The 21,563-nt window shown below is 57.7% G+C and carries 22 protein-coding genes; 19 read left to right on the plus strand and 3 right to left on the minus strand.

The features are described 5' to 3' along the window. Positions 1–134 precede the first annotated feature (134 nt). Together manA and ABLU96_RS03155 are read left to right on the plus strand one after the other, a co-directional pair. Positions 135–1,313 carry a mannose-6-phosphate isomerase gene (gene manA, locus ABLU96_RS03150; protein WP_014229579.1) on the plus strand — a complete coding sequence of 393 codons (1,179 nt, stop codon included), beginning with the start codon at positions 135–137 and terminating at the stop codon, positions 1,311–1,313. A gap of 98 nt (positions 1,314–1,411) precedes the next feature. After that, positions 1,412–2,974 carry a YdgA family protein gene (locus tag ABLU96_RS03155; protein ID WP_014838654.1) on the plus strand — a complete coding sequence of 521 codons (1,563 nt, stop codon included), beginning with the start codon at positions 1,412–1,414 and terminating at the stop codon, positions 2,972–2,974. A gap of 25 nt (positions 2,975–2,999) precedes the next feature. Here ABLU96_RS03155 and ABLU96_RS03160 read toward each other — a convergent pair whose 3' ends face one another. After that, positions 3,000–4,028: a Mal regulon transcriptional regulator MalI gene (locus tag ABLU96_RS03160; protein ID WP_004851407.1), complete on the minus strand. Its 1,029-nt coding sequence runs from the start codon at positions 4,026–4,028 to the stop codon at positions 3,000–3,002. A 174-nt stretch (positions 4,029–4,202) separates the two neighbouring features. Here ABLU96_RS03160 and malX point away from each other — a divergent pair, with 174 nt between their 5' ends. The 5 genes from malX to yedF all read left to right on the plus strand — a co-directional run bounded on the left by malX (position 4,203) and on the right by yedF (position 9,010). Further along, on the plus strand, positions 4,203–5,795 hold the full coding sequence (malX, locus tag ABLU96_RS03165) for a maltose/glucose-specific PTS transporter subunit IIBC (RefSeq protein WP_004119586.1): 1,593 nt from the start codon (positions 4,203–4,205) through the stop codon (positions 5,793–5,795). A 48-nt stretch (positions 5,796–5,843) separates the two neighbouring features. Then, positions 5,844–7,016, plus strand: coding sequence for a MalY/PatB family protein (locus ABLU96_RS03170; RefSeq protein WP_064405933.1), 1,173 nt, complete (start codon positions 5,844–5,846; stop codon positions 7,014–7,016). A 160-nt stretch (positions 7,017–7,176) separates the two neighbouring features. After that, positions 7,177–7,380, plus strand: coding sequence for a putative selenium delivery protein YdfZ (gene ydfZ / locus ABLU96_RS03175; RefSeq protein ID WP_004851411.1), 204 nt, complete (start codon positions 7,177–7,179; stop codon positions 7,378–7,380). A gap of 188 nt (positions 7,381–7,568) precedes the next feature. Beyond that, entirely contained in the window at positions 7,569–8,780 is a 1,212-nt protein-coding gene (yedE, locus tag ABLU96_RS03180; RefSeq protein ID WP_064405905.1) for a selenium metabolism membrane protein YedE/FdhT, read from the plus strand. Continuing rightward, positions 8,777–9,010, plus strand: a complete 234-nt coding sequence (yedF, locus tag ABLU96_RS03185) for a sulfurtransferase-like selenium metabolism protein YedF (RefSeq protein ID WP_004102619.1) — start codon at positions 8,777–8,779, stop codon at positions 9,008–9,010. Before yedE ends, yedF begins: the two co-directional genes overlap by 4 nt. 86 nt (positions 9,011–9,096) lie before the next feature. Here the strand turns inward: yedF and metQ are convergent, their stop codons facing one another. Continuing rightward, positions 9,097–9,912, minus strand: a complete 816-nt coding sequence (gene metQ, locus ABLU96_RS03190) for a methionine ABC transporter substrate-binding lipoprotein MetQ (protein WP_004851417.1) — start codon at positions 9,910–9,912, stop codon at positions 9,097–9,099. A gap of 272 nt (positions 9,913–10,184) precedes the next feature. Here metQ and add point away from each other — a divergent pair, with 272 nt between their 5' ends. Next, on the plus strand, positions 10,185–11,186 hold the full coding sequence (gene add, locus ABLU96_RS03195) for an adenosine deaminase (RefSeq protein WP_025105823.1): 1,002 nt from the start codon (positions 10,185–10,187) through the stop codon (positions 11,184–11,186). Positions 11,187–11,256: 70 nt separating this feature from the next. Here the strand turns inward: add and ABLU96_RS03200 are convergent, their stop codons facing one another. After that, positions 11,257–12,297 (minus strand): oxidoreductase, encoded by a 1,041-nt coding sequence (locus ABLU96_RS03200; RefSeq protein WP_014838658.1) that lies wholly within the window; start codon positions 12,295–12,297, stop codon positions 11,257–11,259. A gap of 188 nt (positions 12,298–12,485) precedes the next feature. Between ABLU96_RS03200 and blr the strand changes: the two genes are divergently transcribed. The 11 genes from blr (at position 12,486) to nth (ending at position 21,503) form a co-directional block, all read left to right on the plus strand. Continuing rightward, positions 12,486–12,635 (plus strand): division septum protein Blr, encoded by a 150-nt coding sequence (blr, locus tag ABLU96_RS03205; RefSeq protein WP_014229585.1) that lies wholly within the window; start codon positions 12,486–12,488, stop codon positions 12,633–12,635. 103 nt (positions 12,636–12,738) lie between these two features. Beyond that, positions 12,739–14,109: a GH1 family beta-glucosidase gene (locus ABLU96_RS03210; protein WP_025105825.1), complete on the plus strand. Its 1,371-nt coding sequence runs from the start codon at positions 12,739–12,741 to the stop codon at positions 14,107–14,109. A gap of 219 nt (positions 14,110–14,328) precedes the next feature. Further along, positions 14,329–14,544, plus strand: coding sequence for a transcription modulator YdgT (gene ydgT / locus ABLU96_RS03215; protein ID WP_004134363.1), 216 nt, complete (start codon positions 14,329–14,331; stop codon positions 14,542–14,544). Between the two features lie 79 nt (positions 14,545–14,623). Then, complete coding sequence (locus ABLU96_RS03220; protein WP_004851426.1) at positions 14,624–15,064, plus strand: DUF2569 domain-containing protein; 441 nt, start codon at positions 14,624–14,626, stop codon at positions 15,062–15,064. Positions 15,065–15,141: 77 nt separating this feature from the next. Next, positions 15,142–15,723 (plus strand): electron transport complex subunit RsxA, encoded by a 582-nt coding sequence (gene rsxA, locus ABLU96_RS03225; RefSeq protein WP_004102633.1) that lies wholly within the window; start codon positions 15,142–15,144, stop codon positions 15,721–15,723. Then, positions 15,723–16,301, plus strand: coding sequence for an electron transport complex subunit RsxB (gene rsxB, locus ABLU96_RS03230; RefSeq protein ID WP_025105826.1), 579 nt, complete (start codon positions 15,723–15,725; stop codon positions 16,299–16,301). The genes rsxA and rsxB overlap by 1 nt, the downstream gene beginning before the upstream one ends. Next, positions 16,294–18,480 carry an electron transport complex subunit RsxC gene (gene rsxC, locus ABLU96_RS03235; RefSeq protein WP_064405900.1) on the plus strand — a complete coding sequence of 729 codons (2,187 nt, stop codon included), beginning with the start codon at positions 16,294–16,296 and terminating at the stop codon, positions 18,478–18,480. The genes rsxB and rsxC overlap by 8 nt, the downstream gene beginning before the upstream one ends. Continuing rightward, positions 18,481–19,533, plus strand: a complete 1,053-nt coding sequence (rsxD, locus tag ABLU96_RS03240; protein ID WP_014229590.1) for an electron transport complex subunit RsxD — start codon at positions 18,481–18,483, stop codon at positions 19,531–19,533. Between the two features lie 10 nt (positions 19,534–19,543). Continuing rightward, complete coding sequence (gene rsxG / locus ABLU96_RS03245) at positions 19,544–20,164, plus strand: electron transport complex subunit RsxG (protein WP_004851434.1); 621 nt, start codon at positions 19,544–19,546, stop codon at positions 20,162–20,164. Positions 20,165–20,167: 3 nt separating this feature from the next. Next, positions 20,168–20,875, plus strand: coding sequence for an electron transport complex subunit E (locus tag ABLU96_RS03250; protein WP_004851436.1), 708 nt, complete (start codon positions 20,168–20,170; stop codon positions 20,873–20,875). After that, a complete protein-coding gene (gene nth, locus ABLU96_RS03255) occupies positions 20,868–21,503 on the plus strand; it encodes an endonuclease III (protein ID WP_004851438.1) in 636 nt (211 codons plus the stop codon). Before ABLU96_RS03250 ends, nth begins: the two co-directional genes overlap by 8 nt. The last annotated feature ends 60 nt before the right edge of the window (positions 21,504–21,563 follow it).

Below are 21,563 nucleotides of genomic sequence, written 5' to 3' on the forward strand. Positions count from 1 at the left end.
AGCGAGTCGATCGATTTTACACAATTTTTTAACAAAAACTGAGACAAGGACGACTTTTTCTTCGCGCCGGTTGCTTATCGGTCGATTGCTGGTTTAATAGTGCCATGACTATTAAGTGGAAACAGGGATTGAGAATGCAAAAGCTCATTAACTCAGTGCAAAACTACGCCTGGGGAAGCCATACCGCCTTAACCGAACTTTATGGGATTGCTAACCCGGACAACCTGCCGATGGCGGAGCTGTGGATGGGCGCCCATCCCAAAAGCAGCTCGCAGATTGTGGATAATAGCGGGACGCCGCGCTCCCTGCGCGACGCGATCGAAAGCGATAAAGCAACCCTGCTTGGCGCGAAAGTCGCCGAGCGTTTTGGCGAACTGCCGTTCCTGTTCAAAGTTCTGTGCGCCGCGCAGCCGCTCTCTATCCAGGTGCACCCCAACAAGCAGGCCTCGGAAATCGGTTTTGCCAAAGAGAACGCTGCCGGGATCCCGCTTGATGCCGCCGAACGTAACTATAAAGATCCGAACCACAAGCCGGAGCTGGTTTTCGCCTTAACGCCGTTCCTCGCCATGAACGCCTTCCGCGAGTTTGCCGAAATCGTCACCCTGCTGCAGCCGGTTGCCGATGCGCATCCGGCGATTGCCCAGTTCCTTGCGCAGCCTGATGCCGGGCATCTGAGCCAGCTGTTCGCCAGCCTGCTGAACATGAAAGGCGATGAAAAAGCGCACGCCTTACGGGCGCTGCAGGCGGCGCTGGACAGCGAGCAGGGTGAGCCCTGGCAGACTATCCGCCTGATCGCCGAGTTCTACCCGGACGATAGCGGCCTCTTCTCTCCGCTGCTGCTCAACGTGGTCAAACTGAATCCCGGCGAGGCGATGTTCCTGTTTGCGGAAACCCCGCACGCCTACCTGCAGGGCGTGGCGCTGGAAGTGATGGCCAACTCTGACAACGTGCTTCGCGCGGGCCTGACGCCGAAATATATCGATATTCCGGAACTGGTGGCGAACGTCAAATTTGAGCCAAAACCCGCGGGCCAACTGCTGACCCAGCCGGTAATTCACGGCGCGGAGCTGGACTTCCCCATCCCGGTTGACGATTTTGCCTTCTCGCTGCACGACCTGTCAGCGCAGGCGTCAACCATCGCCCAGCAGAGCGCGGCGATCCTGTTCTGCGTCGAGGGTGAGGCGACGATTGCCAAAGGCGAACAGCGCCTGACGCTGAAGCCGGGTGAATCCGCGTTTATCGGCTGTAATGAATCACCGGTGCAGGTCAGCGGCCGCGGCCGCGTGGCGCGCGTGTTTAATAAGCTCCAGTAAGTTACTGAACTTTTTAGCCACAGTTGCTAGACTTTCACCCATCATGACAACACAACCAGGCGGCCCGATCCGCCTGGTTTCATTTATGGACAAATGCTATGAAAAAATCGCTGGTCGCAGCAGGAGTTATCATTGCGCTGGGCGTCGTCTGGACGGGCGGCGCGTGGTATACGGGGAAGCAGCTGGAAAGCCGCATTGCCGACATGGTGCAGCAGGCTAATGCTCAGCTGCAAAGCAGCGCGCCGCAGGCTGGCGTGGAGCTGACGTATCAGGGCTATCAGCGCGGGCTGTTCCGCAGCCATTTACAGCTGGTGCTGAAGCCTGCTGCCGGCAAAGCGCCCCGCTGGCTTGCCGCCGGACAGTCGCTGGTGTTTGATGAAGTCGTCGATCACGGCCCTTTCCCGCTGGCTTCGCTCAAATCCTTTAACCTCGCCCCGGCGATGGCGTCCGTCAAAACCACCCTGACCAATAACGACGCCAGCAAGGCGCTGTTCGACATCGCTAAAGGCGAAACGCCGTTCACCATTGATACCCGTATCGCTTATAGCGGCGACAACACATCCGCTATTGTGCTCAACCCGCTTGATTACGCGAAAGGCGATGAGAAGGTGACCTTCAGCGGCGGACAGTTCCAGCTGGACGCTGACCGCGAAGGGAAAACCCTCAGCCTGAGCGGCGAAGCCGGTAGCGGGCAGATTAACGCGGTTAACGAGTACAACCAGAAAGTTCAGCTCACCTTTAATAACCTGAAAACCGACGGCTCTACCGAAATGGCCAGCTTCAACGAGCGTATCGGTAAACAGGCTATCTCGCTGGACAAGCTGGCGATTGGCGTTGAAGGCAAAGAGCTGGCGCTGTTCGAAGGGATGAAAATTGACGGCAATTCGTCGCTGACTGCCGACGGTAAAGGTATTAACAGCCAGCTGGACTACACGGTCAACAGCCTCAAGCTGCAAAATCAGGATATCGGTAGCGGCCGGCTGACGCTGAAGCTGGACAATATTGATGGCGAAGCCTTCCATCAGTTCAGCCAAAAATACAACGCTGAAGCGCAGGCGCTGATGGCGGATCCGCAGCTGGCGCAGAATCCTGAGCTCTATCAGCAGGCGCTGACGCAGACCTTCTTTAGCGCGCTGCCGATGATGCTGAAAGGCAGCCCGTCTCTGACCATTTCGCCGCTGAGCTGGCGCAATGCGAAGGGGGAAACCACCCTGAATCTTTCGATTCTGCTCAAAGACCCGTCGCTGACCACCACCCCGCCGCAGACGCTGGCGGATGAAGTGGATCGTAGCGTTAAATCGCTCGACGGCAAGCTGGTGATCCCGGTGGATATGGCGACGGCGTTTATGACCCAGATTGCCGGGCTGGAAGGCTATCAGCCCGCCGACGCCGCTAAGCTTGCGGATCAGCAGGTGAAAGGCCTGGCGGCGATGGGGCAGATGTTCCGCATCACCACCATGGAAGATAACGCCATCACCTCAAGCCTGCAGTACGCTGACGGCCAGGTTACGCTGAACGGACAGAAAATGCCGCTGGATGAGTTTGCCGGAATGTTCGGTTTAGCGCTTCCCGCCGTCTCTGAACCCGCAGCGCCGCAGGAAACTCAGCCGCAAGATGACGCGCCGCAAGACGTGGTGCCACCCGCCGCGCCGCAGCAATAAACGGCAAATAGCCCCTGCCCAGGGGCTATTTTCGGGTAATCAGCCGGGGAGAAATAATCTGGTTTCTCGCCGCGCCCTGTCCCTCTTCCATACGCCGTAAAATACACTCCGCGAGGCTTTGTCCCAGCTCCCGGGCGGGCGTCGTCACCCAGGTCAGCGGCAGATCGTCCAGCGCCTCCTCGGGTAACTCCGCAAATGCCGCCAGCGCGACCCGCTGTTCAAAATAGCTTTCGACGCCAGCTTCGCCGCTCTGGCGCCCGGCGCGCATCAGCCCAAACCACGCCCCGGTGGCAATCACGCTGTTGTAGCACAGCACCGCGCTAATCGTTGGGTTTTGCCGCAGCAGCGCCGCCATCGCCTCTGCCGCCTGCTTCTGGCTCGACTCGCACTCCAGCACCCACTCGCTATGAAACGGCAGGCCATACTTCAGCAGGGTGGCGCAGTAGCCGCCTACCCGTTCGGCGCGCGTCAGGGACGAGCTCTGCCCTCCCAGCCAGGCAATGCGCTGATGGCCGCGTCGGATCAGGTGCTCGGTGACAATCTGCGCCGCCTGCATATTATCCGGGCGGATCAGGTCGACATCGTCGAGATAGCTGGCGCGGGAAGCAAACACCAGCGGCATTCCAGCTTGCGCCGCGCGATCGCGCAGCTCCGCTCCCTGGTCGATCGCCCCGGCAATCACCACGCCGTCGACCCCTTGCGCCACCAGGGTATCAAAACGCTGGAGCATTTTTTCACCGCTGTGCCCCCCCTGGGTGAGAAACACCATTCTGCCCTGCGACTCAAGCGCATCGGTCAATCCGGCGGTCATCTCCGCGTAGAAAGGCTTCGATAAGTCGCTGACGATCAGGCCAATAACGCCGCTCTGGCCGCCGCGCAGCGACGCCGCCTGGCGGTTGCGCACGAAGCCCAGCTGTTCAATGGCATGATTGACGCGCTCGCCGGTGGCCGACGAAATACGCCCCTTGCCACTCAGCACCAGCGATACCGTACTGACCGACACGCCTGCCGCCTGGGCGACATCATTAATGGTGATTTTTTTCGCGATAGCCATAACTGCAGGCCGACTCCCTTTGGCTGTCGATAAAACGTTTTATCAAGATACTCTCTTTATAAACGTTATTATCGCCGGAATATGTGATTTTTATCGCACTAAAATTTGGTAAAACGTTTTATCTTTCCGTGGCGTTACATCCTACCGATAACTTAAAGAACCAGGATTCGTGTTATGACGGCGAAAACAGCAACCAAAATTACCCTGTGGGAGTTTTTCCAGCAGTTAGGGAAAACCTTCATGTTACCCGTGGCGTTGCTCTCCTTTTGCGGGATCATGCTGGGGATCGGCAGCTCTCTGAGCAGCCATGATGTCCTGACGCTCCTGCCGTGGCTGGACGTGCCGCTGCTGCAGGCCGTATTCATCTGGATGGGCAAAGTCGGCTCCTTCGCCTTCAGCTTTCTGCCGGTGATGTTCTGTATCGCCATTCCGCTAGGACTGGCCCGGGAAAACAAAGGCGTCGCCGCGTTTGCCGGTTTTGTCGGCTATGCCGTGATGAATCTGGCGGTTAACTTCTGGCTGACGGCCAAAGGCATTCTGCCGACCACCGATGCCGCCGTCCTCAAAGCGAACAACATCCAGAATATTATCGGCATTCAATCGATCGACACCGGGATCCTCGGCGCGGTGATCGCCGGGATCATCGTCTGGATGCTGCATGAGCGTTTTCACAATATCCGCCTGCCCGACGCGCTGGCCTTTTTTGGCGGCACCCGCTTTGTACCGATTATCACCACCGTGGTTCTCGGCCTGGTCGGTCTGGTCATTCCGCTGATCTGGCCCGTCTTCGCCATGGGGATTAATGCCCTCGGCCACGTCATCAATAGCGCGGGAGATTTCGGACCGATGATTTTCGGTACCGGAGAGCGCCTGCTGCTGCCTTTCGGCCTGCACCATATTCTGGTGGCGCTGATCCGCTTTACCGAGGCGGGGGGAACCATGGACGTTTGCGGCCATAGCGTCAGCGGCGCGCTGACGATTTTCCAGGCCCAGCTCAGTTGCCCAACCACCCACGGCTTCTCCGAAAGCGCGACCCGTTTCCTCTCGCAAGGCAAAATGCCGGCCTTCCTCGGCGGCCTGCCGGGAGCGGCGCTGGCGATGTACCACTGCGCTCGCCCGGAAAACCGCCATAAAATTAAGGGGCTGCTGATTTCCGGCGTTATCGCCTGCGTGGTAGGCGGCACGACCGAGCCGCTGGAATTTTTATTCCTGTTCGTCGCCCCGGTGCTGTACGTTATCCACGCGCTCCTCACCGGACTGGGCTTTACCATGATGGCCATTCTGGGCGTGACTATCGGCAACACCGACGGCAACGTTATCGACTTTGTGGTGTTCGGCATTCTGCACGGTCTGTCAACCAAGTGGTATCTGGTACCGGTGGTCGCGGCCATCTGGTTTGCGGTTTACTACGGCATCTTCCGTTTCGCTATCACCCGCTTTAACCTGAAAACCCCGGGACGCGATATTGAAACCAATAGCGCTTTCGAAAAGGCCGTCACCGGCGTGACCGGAAAATCAGGCTACAACGTTCCGGCGATTCTGGCGGCGCTCGGCGGCGCGGAAAATATCGTTTCGCTCGATAACTGCATCACCCGCCTGCGTCTGTCGGTTAACGACATGAGCAAAGTCGACAGCGCCGCGCTGAAAGCGAATCGCGCCATCGGCGTGGTGCAGCTTAACCAGCACAACCTGCAGGTGGTGATTGGCCCGCAGGTGCAGTCGGTGAAAGATGAAATGGCTGTCCTGATGAATACCGTCGAGGCATAGACTCCGCCCCCCTCCGTACAGGAGGGGGACATGATGAAGGAAGTGCAGATGTTTGATTTTTCAACGCCGGTCGACCGTCACGGCACCTGGTGCACCCAGTGGGATTACGTCGCCGACCGTTTTGGCGCGGCCGACCTGCTGCCCTTTACGATCTCCGACATGGATTTCGCCACCGCCCCCTGTATCATCGATGCCGTCAGCAAACGCCTGGCGCACGGCGTTTTTGGCTACAGCCGCTGGAAAAACGATGAATTCCTCGGCGCGGTGAGCCACTGGTTCGCCAGCCGTTTTCATAGCCCAATCGACCTCGAAGCAATTGTTTACGGACCGTCGGTTATCTATATGGTGGCGGAGATGATTCGTCAGTGGTCGGCAGCGGGTGACGGTATTGTGGTACACACTCCGGCCTACGATGCCTTTTATAAAACCATTGAAGGCAACCAGCGGCGCGTCGCGGCGGTTCCGCTCTCCCTCAACAACCATCAGTGGCGCTGCGATATGGCGCAGCTGGAACGGGTACTGGCTCAGCCGCGTAATACCGTGCTGCTGCTGTGCAGTCCGCATAACCCCACCGGCAAGGTATGGACCCGCGAAGAGCTGGAAACCATGGCGCGGCTGTGCGAGAAGCACGGCGTAAAGGTAATTAGCGACGAGATCCACATGGACATGGTGTGGGACGAACATCAGCACACCCCGTGGTGCGAGGTGGCTCGCAGCCCCTGGGCGCTGTTCACCTCCGGATCGAAAAGCTTCAACATTCCGGCGTTTACCGGCGCATACGGGCTGATTGACGATCCCGCGGCGCGCGAAAGCTATCTGCACGCACTTAAGGCCCGCGATGGCCTCTCTTCCCCTTCCGTACCGGCGCTGGTGGCGCATATCGCCGCCTATCGCGAGGGCGCCGCCTGGCTGGATGCCCTGCGCGGCTATCTGCAGGAGAATATGCGCTACATCGCACGCGAACTGAATCAGGCGTTTCCCGAGCTAAACTGGCAGCCGCCGCAGGCGACTTACCTGGCGTGGATTGACCTGCGCCCGCTGGCGGTGGACGATCGTGCCCTGCAAAAAGCACTTATTGAGGAACAGAAGGTCGCCATTATGCCAGGAGACACCTACGGCGATGAGGGTAAGGGTTTTGTCCGCCTGAATGCCGGCTGCCCACGTGAAAAGCTGGAAAAAGGCGTGCAGGGATTAATTGCCGCCCTGGGCTCGCTGCGCTAACTGTTTTCGCTGGCCGCTACCGCTGACTCTCCGCTCACTCATCCGTCCTCCCCGCACAATAAAACGATATTTTGACGAGACTCAAAAAACGCTATTTCACAAAGGTGTATTTAAATGCCGTTTTTAATTCCCGTCAAAATATTCACCAGGAGGAAAAAATATGAACACCTACGATCGTAACCGTAACGCTATCGCTACCGGCAGCATGGTTATGGTGGCCGACAGCGGCGCGACGGGCGTCATCAAAGCCATCCACGCCGAGGGTAAAACGGCGGAGCAGCTCCGCCGGGCGGACTGCGTGGAAATAGACGGACATCAGGGTTTATATTGCCCGCTAAACCTTATTCGCCTGGGCTTTAATTAATCGCAATATCCGTCATCAATATCTGACCGCGGATCCGCAGGCGTAAAAGGCCACCCAAGCGTGGCCTTTGATATTCTCTTTATCGTTCAATTTGATCCCATCGAGCGTTTTACATTAATAAGCAGCGTATTATCGCCCCTCTTCTACCCGCTACGGGTAATATACCTTCTGAGTTCAGAGGCATCTTCATGACATGGCAACAGTTCAAACAGGCGTGGCTGATTAAATTCTGGTCGCCCGTCCCCGCCGTTATCGCCGCGGGTATTCTCTCCACCTACTACTTCGGCATTACCGGCACCTTCTGGGCCGTCACCGGCGAATTCACCCGCTGGGGTGGGCAATTGCTGCAGCTCGTCGGCGTGCACAGCGAAGAGTGGGGCTACTATAAGCTCATTCATCTCGAGGGCACCCCGCTCACCCGTATCGACGGCATGATGATCATCGGTATGTTCGGCGGCTGTTTCGCCGCCGCGCTGTGGGCGAATAACGTCAAGCTGCGCTTCCCCCGCAGCCGGATCCGCATTCTGCAGGCCGTCGCCGGGGGAATCATCGCCGGTTTCGGCGCCCGTCTGGCTATGGGCTGCAATCTGGCCGCATTTTTTACCGGTATCCCACAGTTTTCCCTGCACGCCTGGTTCTTTGCCATCGCTACCGCTATCGGAACCTGGTTCGGCGCGCGCTTTACCTTACTGCCCATCTTCCGTATTCCGGTAAAAATGCAGAAAGTGTCCCAGGCCTCGCCGCTGACGCAAAAACCTGACCAGGCGCGGCGCCGGTTCCGTCTCGGCATGGTGGTCTTTTTCGCCATGATCGCCTGGGGCCTGCTCACCGCGGCCGATCGGCCGAAGCTCGGCCTGGCGCTGCTGTTTGGCGTCGGATTTGGCCTGCTCATCGAGCGGGCGCAGATCTGCTTCACCTCCGCCTTTCGCGATATGTGGATCACCGGACGTACCAATATGGCGAAGGCGGTTATTTTCGGCATGGCCGCCAGCGCTATTGGGATCTTCAGCTACGTGCAGCTGGGTATGGAGCCGAAAATCATGTGGGCGGGGCCCAACGCGGTTATCGGCGGCCTGCTGTTTGGCTTTGGCATCGTCCTGGCGGGCGGCTGCGAAACCGGCTGGATGTACCGCGCGGTGGAAGGTCAGGTGCACTACTGGTGGGTCGGGCTGGGCAACGTTATCGGTTCAACGATCCTCGCCTACTACTGGGACGGGCTCTCTCCGGCGCTGGCCACAAGCTGGGATAAAATCAACCTGCTGGCGACCTTCGGACCATTCGGCGGCCTGCTGGTGACCTATCTCCTGCTGCTGATCGCGCTGATTCTGGTGATTGGCTGGGAAAAACGGTTTTTCCGCCGCCAGTCTCTCGCCCCCTCGACCGTTAAGGAAAGCGCATGAAAACTCTGGTCCCCGATTATCGCCTCGATATGGTTGGCGAACCCTGCCCCTATCCGGCCATCGCCACGCTCGAAGCCATGCCTTCGCTGAAGAAAGGCGAGATTCTGGAAGTGGTCAGCGACTGTCCGCAGTCGATTAACAACATCCCGCTGGATGCCAAAAACCACGGCTATACCGTGCTCGACATTCAGCAGGATGGGCCAACCATCCGCTATTTGATTCAAAAATAGCCATAAAAAAGCCGGTAGTGGGCTACCGGCTGTCTTCCGCATCACATGCGCTAGCCCGCGCGTCACGGGCCTGAAAACGTCAACGATTACCAGCCCTTAACCGCATCGCCTTTGTAAAGCTGCTCTGCTGCCGCGGCCACCTCATCGCTCTGGTAGGCCTTCACAAGGTTTTTCACCTTTTCGCTGTCTTTATTTTCGATACGACTGGCGAAGATATTCACGTAAGGGGAATCTTTGCTTTCCACAAACAGGCCGTTGCGCGACGGCGACAGCCCGACCTGGCTTGAGAAGGTGGTATTGATAATCGCCATGGTTATCTGCTGGTCGTCCAGCGCGCGGGTGAGCTGCGGCGCTTCAATTTCGACGATTTTTAGCTTTTTCGGGTTGTTAATAATATCCAGCGAGGTGGGCAGCAGACCTACGCCGTCCTTCAGCGTAATCAGCCCCTGCTTTTGTAGCAGCAGCAGAGAGCGGCCGAGGTTAGTTGGATCGTTGGGGACCGCCACCTGCGCGCCATCGGGCAGCTGAGCGACCGACGTGATTTTCTTCGAATAGGCCGCTATCGGATAAACGAACGTGGTGCCAACCTGAACCAGCTTATAGCCGCGCTCCTGGATCTGTTTGTCCAGATAGGGCTTATGCTGGAAAGCGTTAGCATCAAGATCGCCGTTGTTCAGCGCCTCGTTGGGCAGGACGAAATCATTAAACGTCACCACCTCAACGTCGAGATTGTACTTCTCTTTCGCCACTTTTTGCGCCACCGCCCAGACTTCCTGGTCAACGCCTGCGCTTATGCCCACTTTGATGTGGTTGGGGTCCTGCTCGCCAGGTTTGCAGGCGGCCAGCAGCAGCGAGCCTGCGACAACCAGCGGTACCGCGACTTTTTTTAACGTGAAGATCATATTCCCAGAGTCCTTTTTAAAATTGCCTGCCATTCATTGCAGGAAAACCAGCGCCTGAGACTATAGAAAATCTCGGGCGCGAAATTAAATACTGATTGTCTATGATTAATAGCGTTTTGCTATGAGCGATTTCGTCATTGCTCCCTTTGAGAGGGCAATCTTCCCTTCCCTCACCGTTTTCCCTTGTATTGTTCGGTAATTTTCTCCGCTTTTAACCATTTATCGTTCTGATGTACAATGACGCGCACTACAACTAAAAAAAGAGTGCGACCATGATTGATTTAACTTTGCCATTAACCGACATCCATCGCCACCTTGATGGTAATATCCGGGCCCAAACCATTCTCGATCTTGGCCGCCAGTACAACCTCGCCCTTCCGGCAGACACCCTCGACACCTTACGTCCTCATGTACAGGTCACCAGCAATGAGCCTGATCTGGTCAGCTTCCTCGCTAAGCTGGACTGGGGCGTAAAGGTACTGGCCTCGCTGGAAGCCTGCCGCCGCGTCGCTTATGAAAACCTCGAAGATGCCGCTCGCAACGGCCTGCACTACGTTGAACTGCGTTTCTCTCCGCGCTATATGGCGATGACCCACCAGCTGCCGGTCGCGGGCGTAGTCGAAGCGGTGATCGCCGGGGTTAAAGAAGGCAGCCGCGACTTTAACGTTGAGGCCCGCCTGATCGGCATTCTGAGCCGCACCTTTGGCGAAGCGGCCTGCGAAGAGGAGCTTGCGGCCCTGCTCGCCCATCGCGATGGCATCACGGCCCTCGACCTCGCCGGGGATGAGCTCGGCTTCCCGGGAAATCTGTTTATGGATCACTTCAGCCGCGCGCGCGATGCGGGCTGGCGCATCACCGTACATGCGGGCGAAGCCGCTGGCCCGGAAAGCATCTGGCAGGCGATTCGCGAACTGGGCGCCGAGCGTATCGGCCACGGCGTGAAGGCGGTGCAGGATCCGGCGCTGATGGATTATCTCGCCGCGCAGCGAATCGGGATTGAGTCCTGCCTGACCTCTAATATTCAGACCAGCACCGTGCCATCCCTGGCCGAGCATCCGCTGAAAACATTCCTTGAACACGGCGTGCTGGCCTGCATCAATACCGACGACCCTGCCGTTCAGGGCGTCGATATTATCCACGAATACACCGTCGCCGCCCCGGCTGCCGGTTTAAGCCGCGAGCAAATTCGCCAGGCGCAGAGAAACGGTCTGGAGCTCGCCTTTTTAAGCGCCCAGGAAAAAGCGGCGCTGATCCAGCGCGTGCAGCAGGCTTGATGTTTCTCCCCCGTGCCAGCACGGGGGGAAGCTCAATCAGCGCCTGGCCAGCGCGTTTCGTCAGGTCGGCCTAATTCAGGCACAGCGTCGCCCGATGCCTGGCCGACTCCAGCCCAAGCTCAATCAGCTCCATAATCTGAATCGCCTGGCTTGCCGGAACCGGGTTAACGCCGATGCCATTAAGCGCATCGCGAATGGCGGCGTAATAGGCCGGATAGTTGCCCGGTAGCGTCAGCCACGACTCCTCGGTGATTTCCTCGCCTTCGGCACGCGTCAGCAGCCCGTCGCGCATATCGTACCCCCAATCCTCCTGCGGCAGGCGCTCGCCGCTTTTCAGCCGTTCTTCCTGCGGATCAAGGCCGTATTTCACATAGCTTCCCCGCGAACCGTGGATGATAAAGCGTGCCGTTTCCGCCGCGGCCACCAGGGTTCCGTGCAGCACCACGCGACGCTGCGGCCAGGCCAACACCGCATGAAAATAGTCTGTGGACTGGGAGCCAGGCCGTAGCTGAGCCAGGTCGACCTGCATACTCACCGGCAGACCGAAGAGATTTACCACCTGGTCCAGCAGATGCGGGGCAAGATCGTACCAGATGCCGCTGCCCGGCCCACCTTGCTCGCGCCAGCGTTGCCGTACCTGCGGTCGATAGCGGTCGAAATGCGACTCAAAATAGCCGACTTCCCCTAACAGGCCTTCGTTAATCAGCGACTTCACCGTCAGAAAATCGCTGTCCCAGCGGCGGTTATGGAACACGGACAGCAGTCGCCCCTCGCTTTTGGCAATGGCCTCAAGCTCGCGAGCCTGTGACAGCGTCACGGTAAACGGTTTATCCACCACTACATGCTTGCCCGCTTCCAGCGCAGCTTTCGCCAGCGGAAAATGGGTATCATTGGGCGTGGGGATCACCACCAGATCGATATCGGGGTCGCTAAAGAGCGCCTGCGGTGCGGTCACCACCTTCACCGCAGGCCAGTCGGCCAGCACTTTCGTTTCATCGCTGCTCGAGACCGCCGCCAGCGTCATCCCCGGCGTACCGCTGACCAGCGGCGCATGAAAGGTTTTGCTCGCATAGCCGTACCCGATTAAACCTACCCGGATAGGGTCACTCATTTTTCTGCCCCCTTAACGAAATGTCGCAGCCGCACTAACACCGCGATTCTGAACGCATCTTCGACGCGTTTGCCCCTGCACCGGTTGCTCAGCTTTACGCCATTTGCGCAGCTAAGATCATGTAACACTTGCGTTACTTCAGTCGTTGAGTACCATTTCAGTCTGGTTTCACCATTTGCCGTAGAGTTATGGAAAACGTTTTTAACCGTATTGTAGAACTTATTGGCTGGATTGTTTTGGGCGTTTCGGCCCTGCTTTTAGTTATCGCTCATCATATTGATAACTACCAGTCCCCGCCTGCCGTTGATGCTGTTCAGACGAAGCCGCTGTCGAAATAAACAGTGACCCGCTTCGCAACTATGCAACCGGTTTCTGAAACCGGTTGCATAGTTGCATACGCCTTTATTACACTCTCTTTATCAATCGATAAGGAGTTTCTTCATGTCCAAATTCCCGCAACACTTTTTATGGGGCGCCGCGACCGCGGCCTGGCAGGTTGAAGGCGGTCACGATGCCGACGGCAAAGGCCCTTCTATCTGGGATATTTATTCTCACCTTCCGGGCACCACCTATCAGGGGACGACCGGTGACGTCGCCGTTGACCACTACCATCGTTTTCGCGAAGACGTAGCGCTGATGGCGGAAATGGGTTTGCAAAGCTATCGCTTTTCTATTTCCTGGCCCCGCCTGCTGCCTGGCGGCCGCGGTGAAGTGAACGAGGCTGGTGTCCAATTCTACAGCGACCTGATTGACGAACTGCTGGCGCATAACATTGAACCGATGATTACCCTGTACCACTGGGATCTTCCCCAGGCGCTGCAGGATGAAGGCGGCTGGGAGGCGCGCAGTACCGCGGAAGCCTTCGCTGAGTACGCTCGCCTGTGCTATCAACGTTTTGGCTCCCGGGTCAAACTGTGGGCAACCTTTAACGAGACTATCGTCTTTATCGGCCACGGTTACATTAACGGCCTCCATCCTCCTGCGGTGCGCGATCCGGCGCGCGCCATTCAGGCCTGCCATCACGTCTTTATCGCCCATGCGCTGGCCGTGAAAGCGTTTCGTGAAATGGGCGTGGCGGGGGAGATAGGGTTTGTCAACGTGCTGCAGCCGCACACCGCATTAACCGACAGTGAGGAAGATAAGCGGGCGACAGAGATGGCGGACGCCATCCATACCCACTGGCTCTACGATCCGGTATTAAAAGGCGGCTATCCCGAAGAGCTACTGCAGCAGACCCGGGCGCTGTGGGGGGTTCCGGTCTTTGAACCGGGAGACGACGCGCTGCTGCGTGACAACCGCTGTGACTTTATCGGCCTGAACTACTATCGCCGTGAAACCGTGTCGGCGCAGCCTCCTGAAGTACCGACCGGCGGCGAGCCGGGCGTGGATGGGCTCTTCCACTTCGTGCGCAACCCGCAAAGCACCTATACCGAATGGGGCTGGGAAATTTGGCCTCAGGGCTTAACCGACGGGATCATGATGATTAAAGCGCGCTACGGTGATATTCCGATCTACATCACCGAAAACGGCCTGGGGGCAATAGACCCGATTATCAATGGCGAAATCGTCGACGACCCGCGGATTGACTATCTCAGTAGCCATATTACCGCGCTGGAAAAAGCGCTGGAACAGGGCGCCGACGTGCGCGGCTACTACCCCTGGTCCTTTATTGATCTTTTGAGCTGGCTGAACGGTTATAAAAAACAATACGGATTCGTTTATGTCGATCACCAGCAAAATCTGGCGCGTAAACGGAAAAAGAGTTTTTTCTGGTACCAAAACGTTATTGCCAGCCGAGGCGAACAGCGTTAATCTTCTCTCCCAGGCGCCTTCCGGCGCCTGATTCAGTTCTGGAATACTCTTAAATTTCTTTTTACCAGGCCGGAAACATCATCTGTTCTTGTCACCGGTATTTACAACCGAAATAATTGCATACAGTTTATCTTAGAAAGGAACTGCCGGTTGAGAACAGGTTTACTCAGTATGGGTATATTCAACTTAATTTATTCCGATTATAAAATGGATACGCAAATGACCGTTCAGGACTACTTATTAAAATTTCGTAAAATCAGTTCGCTGGAAAGTCTGGAAAAACTTTTTGATCACCTTAACTATTCCCTGACCGATAACGAAGAGATCGTCAACATGTATCGCGCGGCCGACCATCGCCGGGCGGAGCTGGTTTCTGGCGGCAAATTGTTCAACATCGGCGAAGTGCCCAAGTCCGTCTGGCGCTACGTGCAATAAAGACTGTCATCATTCACGCCAGTTGCTTATACTTCCGCCCTGCTTTTATTTATAACTGGCGTTGAATTTTGGAGTAATAATGTCTTCTGACTCTGTGGAACGTATTGGCGGATGGCTTCTGGCACCGCTGGCATGGCTCCTGGTAGCCCTGCTTAGCGCCTCATTGTCGCTGCTGTTTTTTGCTGATGCCCTGATGTCTTCCCAGACTTACACATTGCTGAGCGCGATGAGTATCGAACATCTCGCCCTGTGGATCGCCTCCTTAGCCTTTGCGATCGCCATGTGGTACTACACGCTGTGGTTGACCATCGCCTTCTTTAAACGGCGGAAAGGGGTACCGAAGCACTACATTATCTGGCTGCTGATCACGCTTCTGCTGGCGGTAAAAGCCTTTGCCTTTTCCCCTATTTCCGACGCGCTCGCGCTGCGCCAGCTGCTTTTCCCTCTCCTCGCCGCAGCGCTGCTTGCGCCCTATTTCAGGCGTTCTCAACGGGTTAAGCGGACCTTTGTGAATCCGTAATAACCACACAGTTAACCTGTTGTCGCCGGTATCGATTTATTCGATAATAGACAGCTTTTTCTATTTCAGGTCGAATGATGGCTGATTATTTACTGCTCTTTGTTGGCACTGTCCTGGTTAACAACTTCGTGCTGGTGAAGTTTCTTGGACTGTGCCCGTTTATGGGGGTTTCCAAAAAGCTGGAAGCCGCTATGGGGATGGGGCTTGCCACCACGTTTGTGATGACGCTGGCCTCTATTTGCGCCTGGTTAATTGATACCTGGATCCTTATCCCGCTGGATCTGGTCTATTTACGTACGCTGGCCTTTATCCTGGTCATCGCCGTGGTGGTGCAGTTTACCGAAATGGTCGTGCGTAAAACCAGCCCGGCGCTGTATCGCCTGCTGGGCATCTTCCTGCCGCTGATCACCACCAACTGCGCGGTGCTCGGCGTGGCGCTGCTCAACATTAACCTTGGGCATAATTTCCTGCAATCGGCGCTGTACGGTTTTGCCGCCGCGGTCGGTTTTTCGCTGGTTATGGTGCTTTTCGCCTCCATTCGCGAGCGACTGGTGGTAGCGGATGTTCCCGCGCCGTTTCGCGGTAACGCGATTGCGCTGGTCACCGCAGGTTTAATGTCCCTTGCTTTCATGGGTTTTAGTGGTTTGGTGAAGTTGTAATGAACGCTGTCTGGATAGCCGTGGTCGCCATTAGCCTGCTGGGGCTAATTTTCGGCTTAATTCTGGGGTACGCCTCCCGCCGCTTTGAGGTGGAGGATGACCCGGTGGTGGAAAAAATTGATGCCCTGCTTCCGCAGAGCCAGTGCGGCCAGTGCGGCTATCCTGGCTGTCGTCCCTACGCTGAAGCGGTGGGGACCCAGGGCGAGAAAATCAACTGCTGCGCCCCCGGCGGCGAAGCGGTGATGCTGAAAATCGCCGAGCTATTGAACGTCGATCCGCAGCCGACAGACGGCGATGCGCAGGAAGCCGAACCGGCGCGAATGCTGGCGGTGATCGACGAGGCGAACTGCATCGGCTGCACAAAATGCATTCAGGCCTGTCCCGTCGATGCCATCGTCGGCGCCACGCGCGCCATGCATACGGTGATGAGCGATCTCTGTACCGGCTGTAATCTTTGCGTCGCGCCTTGTCCGACGCAATGTATTGAACTGCGCCCGGTGGCGCCGACGACAGAAACCTGGAAATGGGATCTTCAGACCATCCCGGTACGCATTATTCCCGTGGAACAACATGTTTAAGTTATTTTCCGCTTTTCGCAAAGATAAAGTCTGGGACTTCAACGGCGGCATCCATCCGCCAGAAATGAAAACCCAGTCCAACGGTACCCCGCTGCGTCAGGTTTCACTGCCGCAGCGTTTTGTCATTCCGCTAAAACAGCATATTGGCGCGGAAGGTGAGCTCTGCGTTCAGCCTGGCGATCGCGTCCTGCGCGGCCAGCCGTTAACGCGCGGCTGGGGCAGAATGCTGCCGGTGCACGCCCCGACGTCCGGTACGGTGGCGGCCATTGCTCCCCACTCTACCGCCCACCCTTCCGCGCTGGCGGAAATGAGCGTGATTATTGATGCCGATGGCGAAGACCGCTGGATTGAACGCGATGGCTGGAACGATTACCAGAATAAATCCCGCGAAGCGCTGATTGAGCGTATTCACCAGTTTGGCGTGGCCGGACTGGGCGGCGCGGGTTTCCCGACCGGCGCCAAGCTGCGCGGCGGCGGCGACAAAATCGACACACTCATTATCAACGCCGCCGAGTGCGAACCCTATATTACCGCCGACGACCGTCTGATGCAGGATTGCGCGGCGCAGATCGTCGAGGGTATTCGCATCCTTGCCCATATTCTGCAGCCAGCTCAGGTACTGATCGGCATCGAGGATAATAAACCGCAGGCGATTTCGATGCTGCGCGCGGTATTAGCCGACACGCACGGTATTTCCCTGCGCGTGATCCCCACGAAATATCCCTCCGGCGGCGCGAAACAGCTGACGCAGATCCTCACCGGCAAGCAGGTGCCTCACGGCGGACGCTCCTCTGACATCGGCGTGCTGATGCAGAACGTCGGCACCGCCTATGCGGTGAAACGCGCGGTAATCGACGGCGAGCCGCTGACCGAGCGCGTCGTCACCCTGACCGGGGAAGCGATCTCGCGTCCGGGCAACGTCTGGGCGCGCCTCGGCACTCCGGTCAGCCATCTGCTCAACGATGCCGGTTTCTGTCCGAGCGGCGATCCTATGGTAATTATGGGCGGGCCGCTGATGGGCTTCACCCTGCCGTGGCTCGACGTGCCGGTCGTGAAAATCACCAACTGCCTGCTGGCGCCGTCGGCGAGCGAAATGGGCGAGCCGGAAGAGGAAAAAGGCTGCATCCGCTGCAGCGCCTGCGCGGACGCCTGCCCGGCAGATCTTCTGCCGCAGCAGCTTTATTGGTTCAGCAAAGGCCAGCAGCACGACAAAGCCACCAGCCATAACCTGGCGGATTGCATTGAGTGCGGCGCCTGCGCCTGGGTCTGCCCAAGCAATATCCCGCTGGTGCAGTACTTCCGCCAGGAAAAAGCGGAGATTTACGCGCTTGCTCAGGAAGAGAAACGCGCGGCGGAGGCGAAATTACGCTTTGAGGCCCGTCAGGCGCGTCTTGAGCGCGATAAAGCCGCGCGTCTTGAACGGCATAAGCAGGCCGCGGCCCAGCCCGCGGCGAAAGATCAGGACGCGATTAACGCCGCCCTTGCCCGGGTACGGGAAAAGCAGCGTGACGCGGCGCAGCCGATTATCGTGCTCTCCGGCGCCAAACCGGATAACAGCGAAGCCATTGCCGCCCGCGAAGCCCGCAAGGCCGAGGCCCGGGCACGCAAAGCTCAGCAACAGGCACAAAGCAACGTCGCCGGGCCGTCATCTGACGCCGCCGTTGACCCGCGCAAAGCCGCCGTAGAGGCCGCCATCGCCCGAGCCAAAGCGCGCAAAGTCGAACAGCAGGCGGTTCCTGCGGAAGACGCTCCAGCAGAGCAGCCCGCCGCCAGTGACCCGCGCAAAGCCGCCGTCGAGGCCGCCATCGCCCGGGCCAAAGCGCGTAAAGCCCAACAGCAGGCGGTTCCTGCGGAAGACGCCCCAGCAGAGCAGCCCGCCGCCGTTGACCCGCGCAAGGCCGCCGTTGAGGCCGCCATCGCCCGGGCTAAAGCGCGTAAAGCCCAACAGCAGGCCGCTCTGGCAGAAGACGCCCCAGCGGAGCAGCCCGCCGCCGTTGACCCGCGCAAGGCCGCCGTTGAGGCCGCCATCGCCCGGGCTAAAGCGCGTAAAGCAGAACAACAGCAACAAGCAGTTCCCCCGTCGGCAGCCAATGATGACGCCCGCAAAGCGGCAGTCGCTGAAGCAATCGCCCGCGTTCAGGCCCGGAAAGCATCCCGGCAGGCAGTTAACGAGGATTAAATGGTTTTCAGAATCGCAAGTTCCCCTTATACCCACAATCAGCGCCAGACTTCGCGGATTATGCTGCTGGTGCTGCTCGCCGCCGTGCCCGGCATCGCGGTTCAGACCTGGTTTTTCGGCTGGGGTACCGTGCTGCAAATTATCCTTGCCGCCATCACGGCGTGGGGAGCCGAAGCGGCCATCCTTAAACTGCGCAAACAAAATATTCCCGCGATCCTCGCCGATAACTCCGCGCTGCTGACCGGCCTGCTGCTGGCCATCAGTATTCCGCCTTTTGCTCCCTGGTGGATGGTGGTGCTGGGGACCGCGTTCGCGGTGATCATCGCTAAACAGCTCTACGGTGGTCTGGGTCATAATCCTTTTAACCCGGCGATGATCGGCTATGTCGTCCTGCTCATCTCCTTCCCGGTCCAGATGACTTCGTGGCTCCCGCCGCATGAGATAGCCGCCAATGTTCCCGGATTTAGCGACGCGCTGCGGATGATTTTCACAGGCCATACGGCGAGCGGTGGAGACATGAACAGCCTGCGAATGGGCATTGACGGTATCAGCCAGGCCACGCCGCTGGATACCTTCAAAACCTCGCTTCATGCCGGTCACGCGGTTGAAGAGATTCTCCAGTATCCTGTCTACGGCGGCGCGCTCGCCGGCCTCGGCTGGCAGTGGGTTAACGTGGCGTATCTGGCGGGTGGTCTGTTCCTGTTATGGCAGAAAGCCATTCGCTGGCATATTCCGGTCAGTTTTCTGCTGAGCCTTGCCGTTTGCGCTACCCTCGGATGGCTGTTCTCCCCGGAAAGCCTCGCCTCGCCGCAGATTCATCTGCTGTCCGGCGCCACCATGCTGGGCGCGTTCTTTATTCTGACGGATCCGGTAACCGCCTCCACCACCAATCGCGGACGCCTGATCTTCGGCGCGCTGGCGGGATTACTGGTATGGCTAATTCGCAGCTTTGGCGGCTATCCGGATGGCGTGGCCTTTGCCGTTCTGCTGGCCAATATTACCGTTCCCTTGATCGATTACTATACGCGCCCGCGCGCGTACGGCCACCGCTGAGGACCCGAACATGTTACAAAGCATGCGTAAACACGGCATCACGCTGGCCCTCTTTGCGGCGGGGTCTACCGGGCTGACGGCCGCGATTAACGAGCTGACCAAAAGCACCATTGAAGACCAGGCTGCCCAGCAGCAAAAAGCCTTATTTGACCAGGTTATGCCGGCTAATCTTTATAACAACGACTTGCTGAAAAGCTGTTATCAAGTTACCGCCCCGGCGCTGGGAAAAGGCCAGCACAAGGTTTGGATCGCTCAGGATGGCGAAAAACCGGTGGCTGCGGTGATGGAAGCCACCGCACCGGACGGCTATTCCGGGGCCATTCAGCTGCTGGTGGCCGCCGATTTTAAAGGTACCGTGCTGGGTACCCGCGTCACCGAACATCATGAGACGCCGGGGCTGGGCGATAAAATCGAACTCAGAATTTCCGACTGGATCACCCTCTTTGCCGGTAAAGTGATTCATGGGCAAAACGACAGCCACTGGGCCGTGAAAAAAGACGGCGGCGACTTCGACCAGTTTACCGGGGCCACCATTACCCCGCGCGCGGTGGTCAATGCCGTCAAGCGCGCCGGCCTGTACGCACAAACGCTGCCCGCGCAGATTTCCGCATTCACTCCCTGTGGAGACTAAATCATGAGCGAAGTAAAAGACGTTATTGTTCAGGGGTTGTGGAAAAACAACTCCGCGCTGGTTCAGCTGCTGGGGATGTGTCCCCTACTCGCCGTGACCTCGACCGCCACCAACGCCCTTGGCCTTGGGCTGGCGACGACGCTGGTGCTCACCCTGACGAACCTGACTATTTCCAGCCTGCGCCGCTGGACGCCGGCGGAAATCCGTATTCCGATTTACGTCATGATCATCGCTTCGGTGGTGAGCGTCGTGCAGATGCTGATCAACGCCTACGCGTTCGGCCTCTATCAGTCTCTGGGGATCTTTATCCCGCTGATTGTCACCAACTGTATCGTGGTTGGGCGCGCTGAGGCCTTTGCCGCGAAAAAAGGCCCGGCGCTGTCGGCGCTGGATGGTTTTTCCATCGGTATGGGGGCAACCTGCGCGATGTTTGTGCTCGGCTCAATGCGGGAAATTCTCGGCAACGGTACCCTGTTTGACGGTGCCGATAGCCTGCTCGGCAGCTGGGCTAAAGTTCTGCGCATTGAAGTATTTCATACCGATACGCCGTTTCTGCTGGCGATGCTGCCGCCGGGGGCATTTATTGGCCTCGGCATGATGTTGGCGGTAAAATACCTTATCGATGAACGTAGCAAACAGCGCAAAGCTAAAGCGGTACAAGCCGATGTCGTTGCGCCGTCTGATGTGACGGGAAAAGCCTGGAATGAATAAGAGTAAACGCCTGGAGATCCTCACCAGGCTCAGGGATAACAACCCGCACCCCACCACGGAGCTGAATTTTCACTCGCCGTTTGAATTATTGATCGCCGTCCTGCTCTCGGCGCAGGCCACCGACGTCAGCGTCAACAAAGCGACGGCAAAACTCTACCCGGTCGCCAACACGCCGGCGGCCATGCTGGCGCTGGGCGTTGAGGGCGTGAAGTCGTATATCAAGACTATTGGCCTGTTTAACAGCAAAGCAGAAAACGTCATCAAGACCTGTCGTATCCTGCTTGAGCAGCACAATGGTGAAGTGCCGGAAGATCGGGCGGCCCTTGAGGCGCTTCCCGGCGTGGGACGCAAAACGGCAAACGTGGTGCTGAATACCGCCTTCGGCTGGCCGACAATCGCCGTCGATACGCATATCTTCCGCGTTTGCAATCGGACACAATTTGCGCCCGGTAAGAACGTTGAACAGGTCGAAGAAAAGCTGTTAAAGGTGGTTCCAGCGGAATTTAAAGTCGACTGCCATCACTGGTTAATCCTGCACGGTCGTTATACCTGTATTGCCCGCAAACCGCGCTGCGGCTCCTGCCTGATAGAAGACCTTTGCGAGTACAAAGAGAAGGTCGATCTCTGAACACGCATCGCGTCATTATCCATCAGGGTGATGACGCTGCTTTTCCCCCGCCTTCATCGA

This window comes from Klebsiella sp. CN_Kp106 (assembly GCF_040064575.1).
Lineage (GTDB): Bacteria > Pseudomonadota > Gammaproteobacteria > Enterobacterales > Enterobacteriaceae > Klebsiella > Klebsiella michiganensis.